Origin of the sequence: Nocardioides panaciterrulae (assembly GCF_013409645.1) — a bacterium.
Taxonomy (GTDB): domain Bacteria; phylum Actinomycetota; class Actinomycetes; order Propionibacteriales; family Nocardioidaceae; genus Nocardioides; species Nocardioides panaciterrulae.
Genome location: NZ_JACCBG010000001.1, coordinates 2,779,357 through 2,792,108, shown reverse-complemented (window position 1 = coordinate 2,792,108; position 12,752 = coordinate 2,779,357). Strand labels below are relative to the sequence as shown.

At 72.2% G+C, this 12,752-nt stretch carries 11 protein-coding genes; 9 read left to right on the top strand and 2 right to left on the bottom strand.

Translation table 11 applies throughout. From position 1 onward, the window contains the following. Positions 1-78 precede the first annotated feature (78 nt). From BJZ21_RS13245 to BJZ21_RS13225, 5 genes are all read left to right on the top strand, one after another. Positions 79-1,743 carry an MDR family MFS transporter gene (locus BJZ21_RS13245; protein WP_179664189.1) on the top strand — a complete coding sequence of 555 codons (1,665 nt, stop codon included), beginning with the start codon at positions 79-81 and terminating at the stop codon, positions 1,741-1,743. Positions 1,744-1,820: 77 nt separating this feature from the next. Beyond that, positions 1,821-2,741, top strand: a complete 921-nt coding sequence (locus tag BJZ21_RS13240) for a TIGR03086 family metal-binding protein (protein ID WP_179664188.1) — start codon at positions 1,821-1,823, stop codon at positions 2,739-2,741. A 47-nt stretch (positions 2,742-2,788) separates the two neighbouring features. Beyond that, the gene (locus BJZ21_RS13235; protein ID WP_179664187.1) at positions 2,789-2,971 is read left to right on the top strand and encodes a hypothetical protein; all 183 of its coding nucleotides are present in this window, start codon (positions 2,789-2,791) and stop codon (positions 2,969-2,971) included. A 150-nt stretch (positions 2,972-3,121) separates the two neighbouring features. Beyond that, complete coding sequence (locus tag BJZ21_RS13230) at positions 3,122-5,092, top strand: TIGR03960 family B12-binding radical SAM protein (protein ID WP_343052132.1); 1,971 nt, start codon at positions 3,122-3,124, stop codon at positions 5,090-5,092. A gap of 20 nt (positions 5,093-5,112) precedes the next feature. Further along, the gene (locus BJZ21_RS13225) at positions 5,113-5,658 is read left to right on the top strand and encodes an AAA family ATPase (protein ID WP_179664185.1); all 546 of its coding nucleotides are present in this window, start codon (positions 5,113-5,115) and stop codon (positions 5,656-5,658) included. 20 nt (positions 5,659-5,678) lie between these two features. Here the strand turns inward: BJZ21_RS13225 and BJZ21_RS13220 are convergent, their stop codons facing one another. Continuing rightward, complete coding sequence (locus BJZ21_RS13220) at positions 5,679-6,887, bottom strand: MFS transporter (protein WP_343052131.1); 1,209 nt, start codon at positions 6,885-6,887, stop codon at positions 5,679-5,681. Positions 6,888-6,962: 75 nt separating this feature from the next. On the opposite strand from BJZ21_RS13220, the gene BJZ21_RS13215 reads away from it, so the two are divergent. Both BJZ21_RS13215 and BJZ21_RS13210 read left to right on the top strand, forming a co-directional pair. Beyond that, positions 6,963-8,177, top strand: a complete 1,215-nt coding sequence (locus BJZ21_RS13215; protein ID WP_179664184.1) for a winged helix DNA-binding domain-containing protein — start codon at positions 6,963-6,965, stop codon at positions 8,175-8,177. A gap of 306 nt (positions 8,178-8,483) precedes the next feature. Next, a complete protein-coding gene (locus tag BJZ21_RS13210) occupies positions 8,484-8,714 on the top strand; it encodes a hypothetical protein (protein WP_179664183.1) in 231 nt (76 codons plus the stop codon). Positions 8,715-9,054: 340 nt separating this feature from the next. Here the strand turns inward: BJZ21_RS13210 and BJZ21_RS13205 are convergent, their stop codons facing one another. Then, complete coding sequence (locus tag BJZ21_RS13205; RefSeq protein ID WP_179664182.1) at positions 9,055-9,591, bottom strand: hypothetical protein; 537 nt, start codon at positions 9,589-9,591, stop codon at positions 9,055-9,057. Positions 9,592-10,444: 853 nt separating this feature from the next. Between BJZ21_RS13205 and BJZ21_RS13200 the strand changes: the two genes are divergently transcribed. Further along, on the top strand, positions 10,445-11,782 hold the full coding sequence (locus BJZ21_RS13200; protein WP_179664181.1) for an HNH endonuclease signature motif containing protein: 1,338 nt from the start codon (positions 10,445-10,447) through the stop codon (positions 11,780-11,782). Positions 11,783-11,848: 66 nt separating this feature from the next. After that, positions 11,849-12,565: a TIGR03936 family radical SAM-associated protein gene (locus BJZ21_RS13195; RefSeq protein ID WP_179664180.1), complete on the top strand. Its 717-nt coding sequence runs from the start codon at positions 11,849-11,851 to the stop codon at positions 12,563-12,565. Positions 12,566-12,752: the final 187 nt, after the last annotated feature.

Genomic DNA, 12,752 nt, shown 5'->3' with positions numbered 1-12,752 from the left:
CTGCCCCCCCTGCGGCGCAACCCCGTCCCACGCTCGGGCGAGGCCGGCGTGCTGGGCGGTGCGCCTAGGCTCGAGCCGATGAGCACCCGAGCCGATGCCCCCGAGACGGGTGGGTACACACACGCGCAGGTCCTGACCATCCTCTCGGGGCTGATGCTGGGCATGTTCCTGGGGGCGCTGGACCAGACGATCGTCTCCACCGCGATCCGCACCATCGCCGACGACCTCCACGGCCTGTCGGTGCAGGCCTGGGTGACCACGGCGTACCTGATCACCTCGACCATCGCGACGCCGATCTACGGCAAGCTCGGCGACCTCTACGGCCGCAAGAAGCTGTTCATGTTCGCGATCACGATCTTCATCCTCGGCTCCGTGCTGTGCACGTTCGCAACCTCGATGTACATGCTCGCCGCGTTCCGCGCGGTGCAGGGCATCGGCGCCGGCGGGCTGTTCTCGCTGGTGCTGGCGATCATCGGCGACATCGTCTCCCCGCGGGAGCGGGCCCGCTACACCGGTTACTTCATGGCCATGTTCGGCACGTCGAGCGTGCTCGGTCCGGTCATCGGCGGCTTCTTCGCCGGGCAGAGCACGCTGCTCGGCGTCGCGGGCTGGCGGTGGGTGTTCCTGGTCAACGTGCCGATCGGGATCGCCGCGCTGATCGTGGTGGCCCGGACGCTGCACCTGCACCACCATCGTCACGAGGTCCGCATCGACTGGTGGGGCGCGGTCTGGCTGGTGGTGGCCCTGGTGCCGCTGCTCACCGTGGCCGAGCAGGGCCGGGACTGGGGCTGGAGCTCGCCGCGCTCGCTGACGGCGTTCGCGGTGGGGGCGGCCGGCGTCGTGGCGTTCGTGGCCACCGAGGCCCGGATGCGTGACGCGGCCCTGATCCCGCTGCGGATCTTCCGGATCCGGGCCGCCGCGGTGGCGATCGGTGCCAGCGTCATCGTCGGCATGGCGATGTTCGGCGGCATCATGCTGCTGCCGCTCTACATGCAGATCGTCCACGACGCCTCGCCGACCGAGTCGGGCTTCCTGATGCTGCCGATGGTCGTGGGCATGATGAGCGCGTCCATCGGCTCCGGGCAGGTCATCGCCCGCACCGGGCACATCCGGCTGTTCCCGATCGTCGGCTCGCTGGTGGTCACCATCGGCCTGCTGCTGCTGTCCTTCACCGGCGCCGACACGCCGCTGCTGCTGGTGATGGGCGCGATGTTCGTGCTCGGCCTGGGGCTGGGCAACTGCATGCAGCCGCTGCTGCTGATCCTGCAGAGCGCGGTGCCACCGCGGGAGATCGGCGTGGCCTCGAGCTCGTCGACGTTCTTCCGGCAGATCGGCGGCACGCTGGGCGTGGCGATCTTCCTGTCCATCCTCTTCGGCAGCGTCGGCGGCAACATCGCCGATGCGGTGCGCGCCGACTCGCACACCCCGGCCTGGAGTGCGGCCGTGCACGACCCGCAGGTGATGGCGAACCCGGTGAACCGCGCGGTGGTCGGGTCCCTGCAGCACCCCGGCACCGGCGGCGGCGTCCTGGCCCGGGTCCAGGACGACTCCTCGATCATCGGCCGGATGGACGCCACCCTGGCCCACCCCTTCAAGGTCGGCTTCGCCGACTCGATGAGCACGGTGTTCGGGATCGCCTCGGCAGCGGCCTTCGTGGCGTTCCTGATCCTGCTGCTGATGCCGGCGGTCGAGCTCCGGGCGACCTCGGCGAGCGTCGCGGCACGGTCCGAGGCGGTCGACTGATCCCCAAGCCGGGTCATCGGCGCAACGACCCGAGCGGACCATGGTCCGGGGCCCGGTCGTGGTGTGACCGTGGAGAGATGGACCTGGGCACCCTGTACGCACGGACGGTGGAGGGCTGGGCGGAGCGGGTGAACGCCGTACCTCCCGAACGGTGGGACGACCCGACCCCGTGCCGCGACTGGACGGTGCGCGACCTGGTGAACCACGTGTGCGGCGAGGACCGGTGGACGGCCCCGTTGGTCGAGGGCCGCACGATCGAGGAGGTCGGCGACCGCCTCGAGGGCGACCTGCTCGGCGACGACCCGATCAGCAGCGCGCTCGCCGCGGCCGCCGACGCGACCCGGGCGGTGGCCCACGGCCTGCCCGAGGACCGGCCGGTGCACCTGTCCTACGGGGACGAGCAGCTCGGCGAGTACGTCCACCAGCTCGCCGCCGACCACCTGATCCACGGCTGGGACCTGGCCGTGGCCACCGGCGGCGACCCCCGGCTCGACCCGGCGCTCGTGGCCGAGGTGTCGCGGTGGTTCGCCGAGCGCGAGGAGCTCTACCGCTCCGTGGGTGCCGTCGGCCCCCGGGCCGCCGCCTCGCACGGCGACCCGCAGAGCGAGCTCATCGCGGGCGCCGGCCGCGACCCTGGCTGGGGGCCGAACCACGCCGCGCTCACCCGCTTCTCCCGCGCCTTCGGGGACCGTGACGTCGACGCGATCATGGCGCTGATGACCGAGGACTGCGTCTTCGAGGCCACCGGGCCGGCGCCCGACGGGGTTCGCCACGAGGGCGCGCCGGCGGTCCGCGCCGCCTGGACGCAGCTGTTCGACGACACTCGGGACGCCACCTTCGCGGAGGAGGAGGCGTTCGTCTGCGGTGACCGAGGCGTGCTGCGCTGGCGCTTCGCGTGGACCGACGAGCAGGGCGCGCCCGGCCACGTCCGCGGGGTCGACGTGCTGCGGCTGCGGGACGGGAAGGTCGCCGAGAAGCTGTCGTACGTCAAGGGGTGAGGTCGCGGCCGGGCGGGCCCGCCGGGCGGGCGTGCTTGGATGGGGGCATGACCGAGCAGACCATTGACCCGGCCATTGACCCGGCCATCGACCCGGCCATCGCCGAGGCGGTGCAGTCCGTCGCCAACCGCTTCGGCGTCTCGGGACTCGAGGACCTGATCGCGGAGGCCCAGCGCGAGCTGCGCGAGGCCCGGGCCGCCTACGCCGAGCTCGCGCCCGACACCGACTGACCGAAGACCGGTCCGAGCGGACCGGCCCGGCTCCCCGGCGGGCGGGGGCTCCTGCAGCCGCCGGCCGCGACCCGCAAGTTCGCCGCGAGCCGGAGGGTCGACGTACCCTTGGCCGTTCCCGATCCTGTGAGGTTTCCCTTGTCTGCCAGCGTGACGGCCAGCGTCTTCCCCCGTCTCGAGCCCCGCCTCTCGTCGGTGTCGAAGCCGATCCAGTACGTCGGCGGCGAGCTCAACTCGACCCTCAAGGACTGGGACTGCGGCGCCGCCGCCACCGGGGAGGGCGAGACCGTCCGGTGGGCGCTGATGTACCCCGACGCCTACGAGGTCGGGCTGCCCAACCAGGGCGTCCAGATCCTCTACGAGGTGCTCAACGAGCGCGACTGGATCGTCGCGGAGCGCACCTACGCGGTGTGGTCCGACATGGAGAAGGTCATGCGCGAGGGCGACGAGCACGGGCCCATCCCGCAGTTCACCGTCGACGCCCACCGGCCGGTGCGTGACTTCGACGTCTTCGGCCTGAGCTTCTCCACCGAGCTGGGCTACACCAACATGCTCAACGCGCTGGACCTCGCGGGCATCCCGCTGCACGCCGCGGACCGCGGCGAGGACGACCCGATCGTGCTCGCCGGCGGCCACGCGGCGTTCAACCCCGAGCCGATCGCGGACTTCCTGGACGCCGCCGTCCTCGGCGACGGCGAGGAGGTCGTGCTCGCGATCTCCGAGGTGGTGCGCGAGTGGAAGGGCGAGGGCCGGCCGGGCGGTCGGGACGAGCTGCTGCGGCGCCTCGCCGTCAGCGGCGGGGTCTACGTGCCGCGGTTCTACGACGTGGCGTACGGCGACGACGGGTCGATCGAGGCGGTCGTGCCGAACCGGCCCGGCATCCCGTTCCGGGTGCGCAAGCACACGCTGATGGACCTCGACGCCTGGCCGTACCCCGCCAAGCCGCTGGTGCCGCTGGCCGAGACCGTGCACGAGCGGTTCTCGGTCGAGATCTTCCGCGGCTGCACCCGCGGCTGCCGGTTCTGCCAGGCCGGCATGATCACCCGGCCGGTGCGCGAGCGGTCCATCGAGACCATCGGCGACATGGTGGAGAACGGCATCCGCAAGTCCGGCTTCGAGGAGGTCGGCCTGCTCTCGCTGTCGAGCGCCGACCACACCGAGATCGGTGAGGTGGCCAAGGGGCTGGCCGATCGCTACGAGGGCTCGAACGTCTCGCTCTCGCTCCCGTCCACCCGGGTCGACGCCTTCAACATCACGCTGGCCAACGAGTTCTCCCGCAACGGCCGCCGGTCCGGCCTGACGTTCGCCCCCGAGGGCGGCTCGGAGCGGATGCGCAGGGTGATCAACAAGATGGTCACCGAGGAGGACCTGATCCGCACCGTCGCCGCGGCGTACTCCCACGGTTGGCGCCAGGTCAAGCTCTACTTCATGTGCGGGCTGCCGACCGAGACCGACGAGGACGTGCTCGCGATCGCGGACCTGGCGAAGAAGGTGATCGCCAAGGGACGTGAGGTCTCGGGCCGCAACGACATCCGCTGCACGGTCTCGATCGGCGGGTTCGTGCCCAAGCCGCACACCCCGTTCCAGTGGGCGGGGCAACTCGACCACGAGACCACCGACGAGCGGCTGAAGAAGCTGCGCGACACCGTGCGCGAGGACAAGCGCTTCGGCCGGGCGATCGGCTTCCGCTACCACGACGGCAAGCCCGGCACCATCGAGGGACTGCTCTCCCGGGGCGACCGCCGGGTCGGCCGGGTCATCGAGGCGGTGTGGCGTGACGGCGGTCGGTTCGACGGCTGGAGCGAGCACTTCTCCTACGACCGCTGGGTGGCCTGTGCCGAGCAGGGGCTCGCCGGCACGGGCGTGGACCTGGCGTGGTTCACCACCCGCGAGCGGGAGTACGACGAGGTCCTGCCCTGGGACCACCTCGACTCCGGCCTCGACAAGGACTGGCTCTGGGCCGACTGGGAGGACGCGCTCGCGGCCGCCGACGGTGCGGACATCGAGGTCGAGGACTGCCGCTGGACGCCCTGCTACGACTGCGGCGTCTGCCCGGAGATGGGCACCGAGATCCAGATCGGCCCCACCGGCCAGAAGCTGCTGCCGCTGTCGGTGGTCTGAGCCGCCGCTACCCTCCGGACGTGGCCAGGCTCATCCACCTCAACGGCGCTCCCGGCGTCGGCAAGAGCACGATCGCCGAGCGGTACGTCGCGGAGCACCCCGGCGTCCTGAACTGCGACGTCGACCGGCTTCGCGGCCTGGTCGGCGGCTGGCGGGAGGACTTCGGTGGCACGGGCGCGATCATCCGCCCGGTGGCGCAGGCGATGATCCGCGCGCACCTGGCCGGCGGGCACGATGTCGTGCTGCCCCAGCTGCTGGCGGACGAGGTCGAGCGGGCCAGGTTCCGCGCGGTGGCACTCGAGTCCGGGCACGCCTACGTGCACCTCCTGTTGCAGGCGCCGCCCGGCGCGGCCCGCGCTCGGTTCTACCGACGGCCGCCGGGCGACCCGCTGCACGCGGTGGTCCGCGCCGTCGTGGACGGCGAGGGCGGCGGCGACACGATCGATGACCTGGACGTTCGTCTCGCGGGCACCGCCGCCTCGGCGCGCGGGGCGATCCGCATCGACGCCGGGGCGGGCATCGAGGACACGTACGCCGCAGTGCTCGGAGCGCTCGGCGGGGCCTGAACCCCCTCCCTGATGGGCCCTCAGGCCTGTTGGGGCGCGCGGTCGCGGGCGCGCAGCTGGTCCTCGAGGAACACCGGGCGGGCGACGTAGAGGCCGATCGCGATCTGGGGCACGGTCAGCGCGGTGAGCATCACCAGCGGCCACGTCCAGCCGCCGGTGGCGTCGTGCAGAGTGCCGACCCCGAACGGCCCGATGGCCGCCATCAGGTAGCCGATCGACTGGGTGAAGCCGGAGAGCGCGGCGGTGCCCTGGGGGGTCCGCGAGCGGAGGCCGATGAGCACCAGCACGATCGGGAAGGTCACCGCGCCGAGGCCCACGAGCAGCGCCCACACGATGGCCAGGGCGTGCGGGGCGAGCATCAGGCCGCCGTACCCGACCGGGTAGCACAGCATCACGGCCAGCAGGATCCGGCGCTGGTCGTCGCGACGGGCCACGGCGGCCGGCGCCCACAGCGACAGCGGGATCGAGACGGCGGCGACCAGCCCGACGAGCGCACCCGCCTCGGTGGCGCTGAAGCCGTTCTCACGCCACAGCTGGGCGAACCAGCCGAAGACGGCGTACGCCTGCAGCGACTGCAGTCCGAAGAACAGCGCCATCGCCGGGCCGATCCGGGTGCGAGCGACGTCGCCGAACCGGATCGACCTCGGGGTCGGCTCCAGGGACCGGTCGTGGGCGATCAGGCCCAGCCACGGCACGGCCGCGACCAGCGCGACGAACGCCCACGCGCCGAGGCCCTCGCGCCATCCGCCGAAGGTGTGCGAGATCGGGACGGTGAGCACCAGGGCGCCGGTGAGGCCGATGGACAGGGCGGTGGTGTAGATCGCGGTGACCGGACCGACCTTGTCCGGGAAGTGCAGCTTCACCAGGGAGGGGAGGAGCACGTTGACCATGGCCATCCCCGCGAGCGCGAGCATCGAGAGCAGCAGGAAGAGTGCCTGGCTGTGGGTCAGCGCGCGGCCCAGCAGGCCGGCGGCGACCAGCAGCAGCGCGAGCAGGGTGACCCGGTGGACCCCGAGGAGGCGCGCGGCGACCGGAGCCAGGGCGCCGAAGAGGGCGAAGGCCAGCACCGGCAGCGAGGTCAGCAGGCCGGCGGTCGCGCCGGACATGCCGAGCCCGTCGCGGACCTCGGCGAGCACCGGCCCCACGCTGACCGCCGCGGGTCGCAGGTTGAGCGAGAGCAGGACCAGTCCGAGTAGGACCAGGAGCGAAGCGCGGCGGGAGGGGGTCACTGCCTGATTCTCCCAGCCGGTCCGGGCGCCCGCGGCGGCGGTCCGCCTGTCGGCGGCGTCGTGGAGGATGGTGGCATGCGGGAGCTAGGGGACGCGGAGCGGCGGGTGCGCCTGGCCCGCAGGCACGGCCTGGCGCCCGGGCACCGGCTGCCCGACCCGGTCGCGGTGACCCGGGCGATGACGGTGCTGCACGCGACGGAGTTGGCCAGCGTCCACCTCGCGCTGCACGCGCGGATCGACGGGCTGGCGGTCGCCGACGTCGAGGCCGCGTTGTACGACGACCGGGCGCTGGTCAAGCAGCTGGCGATGCGCCGCACCCTGTTCGTGTTCCCCCGGGAGCTGCTGCCGGCGGCGTGGGGGAGCGCCTCGGCCCGGGTCGCGACCCAGCTGGCCGCGCGGCTGGTGAAGGAGGTCGAGGGGGCCGGCATCGCGACGGACGGCGCGGCCTGGCTCCAGGCCGCCCGGGCGGCGGTGCTGGAGCGGCTCTCCGGTGGGCAGGAGCTCTCCGCGCAGCAGCTGCGGGAGGAGGTCCCCGAGCTGGCAGGGCGGCTGGACCTGGCCCCCGGCAAGTCCTACGGCGCGAACGTGCCCGTCGCGCCGCGGGTGCTCACCCAGCTCGGCGTGGAGGGTGCGCTCGTGCGTGGCCGCAACGACGGGCACTGGCGCACGTCCCGCCCCCGGTGGACCCGGATGGACACGTGGCTGGGGGAGGTGCCCGCGGCCCTGAAGGCGGACGAGGGGTACGCCGAGCTCGTGGCGCGCTGGTTGGCCGGGTTCGGTCCCGGCACGGCCGCCGACCTGCAGTGGTGGCTCGGTGGCACGGCCACCGCGGTCCGGGCCGCGCTGACGGCCGTGGGAGCCGTGGAGGTGGCCCTCGAGGACGGCTCGACCGGGTTCGTGCTTCCGGACGACGTGGCCGCCGAGCCGGCTGACGATCTCGGCCCGGAACCGTGGGCAGCCCTGCTGCCGGTCCTCGACCCGACAGTGATGGGCTGGAAGGACCGCGCGTTCTTCCTCGGCCCCCACGGCGCGGCCGTCTTCGACAGCAACGGCAACGCCGGGACCACCGCCTGGTGGGCCGGCCGGGTCGTCGGCTGCTGGGTGCAGGACCCGGACGGTGTCGTGCACGTGGACCTGCTCGAGGAGCTGCCGGCCGCCGGCCGGGAGGCCCTCGCCGTCGAGGCCGAGCGGCTGACGTCGTGGCTCGGCGGCACGGTCGTCAACACGGTCTACCCGTCCCCGGCCATGAAGGCGGCTCGTGCGCGTATCGCCGCGCTCCAGGAGAGGTGAGCACGGGCGAGCAGGCCCCCCTCAGCGCCGTCCCTCAGCGCCATCCCGATGAGGTGCTCGAAACCGTCAGGGCTCCCGCCTTCGGTTGATACAAAGGGTTCGGTCAAGGTGCACACGGTCGTGTTGAGCGTGGCAGGTGGGGCCGATCCTGCCGGTGTGCCGCACCGACTCGAAGGGCGCTTCAAGCGGCGTCTCGTGCGGCACCATGGATTCATGAATGGAACGACACCCTTGGCTGGCCCCCGCTCGCCTGCACGATGGAGCGTCTCGCCAGCCGGTCGTCTGTGCGCGGGCGCGGCGGCCAGCGTGTCGGTGAACCTGGCGGTCGCCGTCGTCGCCTGGCTCTGGGCGCCGTCGATCGACGGGGAGCTGGTGTTTCTGACGCCGGTCACGATCGCGTTCGTGGTCTCCGTGGCGGTCGGGGTCGTCCTGCTGAGGAGGTTCGGGCGGCGCTGGTCCGGAGCGGGGGTCGTCGTGGGCGCGCCGCTGGCGGTCGTGCTGACCCGTCCGGTGCTGACCCTGCTGTTCGGCTGGTAGCTCGCCCCCGCGCCGGGACGGCCCGGGCAGTCAGTGCAGGTGCGCGCCGGCGGTGATGCCGACCCACTGGACCGGGGGGCCCTGGTGGGCTTTCGAGGTAGTCGCGGATGCGGCGGGCGTGGTCGTCGACCTGGCCCCGACCGCGGCGGTGCAGGCGTCAGGTCCCGCAGCCGGCTGGTCCGCACGGTGTTGCGCAGTAGTTGGGAGCGGTCCTTGATTGCGGACCGGATCGTGGCCAGCTAACTAGGTGTGTCCCATTTGGGGTCGAGGCCTGAATCCGGCTGCTTACCGGATCTGTAGCCGATGAGCGGTTATCGCTTACGCGGCGGTGGATACTCGGTCAGCCGCGTGACACCCACGGACTGAAGCTCAGGAACTTGTTCGGGACCCTGTCTCGCTTGTGGGTGAGGCTCACAAGCATGACGTTCGCTCGGACCCGTTCGTCATGGGGTTTGCTCATGCAGGAACGTGGGAGGCGGATGTCGGCCCGGTCGTTTGCCCAAGTCAGCTTCAACCGGGCACACGGGGGCAGTGTCGTGCCGCCTTCGGCGTAGAGCCGCACCCACGACAGCCGCTTGGCGAACCCGCCGTGTGCACGTCGCTTGAAGACGATCACGTACCCCCGACCGAGTAGCTTGCCGACATCCAGCTCCGACCTGACCAATCGGACGCGGGACCTGTGCAGGTCTGCGAAGTGCATATGGATCCGTACGGCGTGCTGCGCGTTGTCCACGCGGATCCGGGTGACGTCAATGGCCCGTGGTGCGTCGCCTTTGGGGTCCTGCACGGCGACGGACTCCGCAGATGCCACGGCCGCCGTCGTGACCAGAGCGATCGTGGCGAGCAGGCTGATTGCGAGGTTCATTACGAAACGCACGGATTCCCTCCTTGTCCTACGGCCGCCCTGCCGCCGTCTGCGTGGTCCGAGGGCAGGGGCGTCCTCGCATCGGCCACGCTAGGCGGACGAGGGGGACGGAAAGAGAGCCGAATGTCCCGTGCCGCCCGAGCTGCTCGCACAAACGCGAAGCAGGTTCAAGAACACCCTGACCTTTGGGCACGATTCGAGTCGCACTCAAATGCCGCAATCCGCGCGCTTGGTCAGGGGTCGACCGGTCAGGCTGCAGTGCTGGGCGCCGGTGGGTCTGCTCTCGGGGCAGGTGGCGCAGCGTGGTGGCGATGCAGGCGACTTGGAGCCAGCCGGTGGCTGAGGCGGTGGTGTTCTCGAACGACTTCGCCAGCCGGCAGGAACGGCCAAGGCGGCCGTGGGCGACCTCGACGCGCCAGGCGTGCCGGATGGGTCGGAAGGTCGGCTGCTTGTCGTCCCACCCGACAGCCTCGAGCCCGCCGATCGACTTCGGCAGGTGCCGGGGCCGCCGGGTCACGAGGTCCTCGCGGATCCCCGCGTGGCGGACCATCCAGGTCAAGACGGTATTCGTCTGCCACTTCCGCACGAGCTTGAAGCAGGCGTCACAGTCATCGACTGAGCGGAGCGCCCGGTCGGCGGCGCCGGCCCGCGCGGTGCGGGCGGTGCACATAGGCGACCCGGGAGCCGACCGCGACCACCGCCTGGGCGATCACCCGGCCGCGAACCCGTGCTGCGGGCCCTCGAAGTCAGCGTCTATGTGTCAACCGATTGCGGAAGCCAACCGTTATCGTTTCGTGATCTAGGGCCTGTGGGTAACCCGTCCGGAGGGGCTCTGACCGTCGGTGGTCGCTGGTTGAGTCGTCTCATGGAGCAGCCGCCGACCCTCGCACCGACCAGCCCCGCGGGCGTGGTCGCGGCGGCCAACGCCCTGGTCGGGGATGTCGATGGTGTGCTGTGGGCGGCCCGGTCGGGCGAGGAGCTGGTGGCGGCGAACGAGCAGATCGAGGTTCTGCGCTCTCACTTGGCCGCGGTGCAGGCCTCGATCGTGACGGAGGTCGAAGCCCGCGGTGTCGCGAAGCGGGAGTTGGCGTGGGGGTCGACCGGGGACTGGTTCACCCACACCGCGGGCCGGCACCGCCGGTCGGGGCGGCGAGTGGTGCGGCAGGCGCCGGTGCTCGTGGGCGAGCGGACCGCGACCCACGTCGCGCTGACCCGTGGGGAGGTGTCGCCGGAGCAGGCGGCGGTGATCGTCGACGCCGTCGACGCGCTGCCCCACGACGAGGCCCTGCGCTGCCGCGCCGAGCAGGTGCTGCTGGCGGAGGCTGCCAGGTTGGATGCCACCGCGCTGGCGGTGGTGGGCAAGAAGATCGCCGCGGTGGTCGACCCAGACGGCGAGGAACGCCGCCAGCAGCAGAAGCTCGACCGCGAGGAACGCGCCGCCCACCTGCACCGGTTCCTCTCGATCACCGACGACGGTGCGGGTGGGGCGTGGTTGAAGGGCCGCGGGACCGTGGAGGACGCCGCGATCCTCAAGGCCGCCCTGCTGCCGCTGACCAAGCCCGCCCCCGCCCTCGACCCCGACCACCCCGACGAGCAGGTGCAGACCGACCCGCGTGACCACGGCACCCGGATGTGGGACGCCCTCGTCCAGGTCGCCCAGCACGCGCTGGGCACCGATCTGCCGCCCGAGTGCCACGGCGCCCGGCCCCGGCTCGCGGTCACCACCGACCTGGACTCGCTACGCACCCAGCTCAGATCACGGAGCCCCGGCGGGACAGATGGCGGGACGACCGAGGATGGTGGGCACCTCTCACCCGCCGCGGTCCGGCGGCTGGCCTGCGACGCCGACGTGATCCCCGTCGTGCTCGGCACCCTGGGCCAGGTGTTGGACGTGGGCCGGGCCAACCGGCTGGTCACCGCCGCGCTGTGGACCGCGCTCGTCTGCCGCGACGCGCATTGTGCGTTCCCCGGCTGCACCCGGCCACCGGTGATGTGCCAGGCCCACCACATCCATCACTGGGCCGACGGCGGTCCCACCTCCCTGCCGAACCTGGTGCTGCTGTGTGGCCACCACCACCGGGTCCTCCACCACACCCCCTGGCAGGTCCGCCTCGATCCCGCCGACGGGCGCCCGGAGTTCCGACCCCCACCCAGACACGGCGTCGAACAGGCGTGGATCCGGTGGAGACCCCGACGAGAATGAGGCTCGGCGCGGCTTCCGACGCCGCCGGATGAGGCCCTGACGCGCCAAGCCCTCTAGCCTGCTGCGGTGCGTCAACAGCCCGAGCAGCAGGCCCCGCCCGTCCAGCGACTGCGGATCCGCTACGCCAAGCGTGGCCGCATGCGCTTCACCAGCCACCGCGACTTCAGTCGGGCCTTCGAGCGCGCCGTCTTCCGGGCCCGGGTGCCCATGGCCTACTCCTCCGGCTTCAACCCCCACCCGCGCATCTCGTACGCCGGAGCGGCGCCGACCGGCTCCGCGAGCGAGGCGGAGTACCTCGAGATCGGGCTGGCCGAGGTCGTGAGCGTCGACGAGGTCCACGGAGCCCTGGCCGAGGCCCTGCCCGACGGGCTGGACATCCTCGAGGTCGTGGAAGCCTCCGGCGGCTCCCTGGCAGACCGTCTCGAGGCGAGCCACTGGGAGCTGGACGTGGCCGCGCCGCTGGCCGATGCCTCCGCCGCGGTGGAGCAGTTCCTGGCCACGGACTCGGTGCGGGTCGAGCGGATGACCAAGAAGGGTCTGCGGGAGTTCGACTGCCGGGCCGCGGTGGTCTCGTTCGCGGCGGCGCCGTCCGAGCGCGGAGCGCGCCTCGACCTGGTGCTGCGACACGCCGTGCCCGCCGTACGCCCCGACGACGTGCTGTCCGGGCTGGCCCGGGTCTCCGGGCTGGTGGTGGGGGGGGCGCCGCTGCTGACCCGCCTGGCCCAGGGCCCCCTGGACGAGACGACCGGTTCGGTCGGCGACCCGCTGCACTCGTCGGTATAGGGGCGAATCGGGGGCCGTGTGCGATACTCGCCGTGGTCGACGACGTACGGCTTGCCGTGCACCAGTCGATCCGACGACGTTCTCGCCGTCCCGCTCGCGGGTCGGCACAGTGGGACACGTCCTCGCCAGACCGCGACGCGGCAGAGGTTCGGTGACAGCGGACCTTGGCAGTCCCAGGACTGCGCCC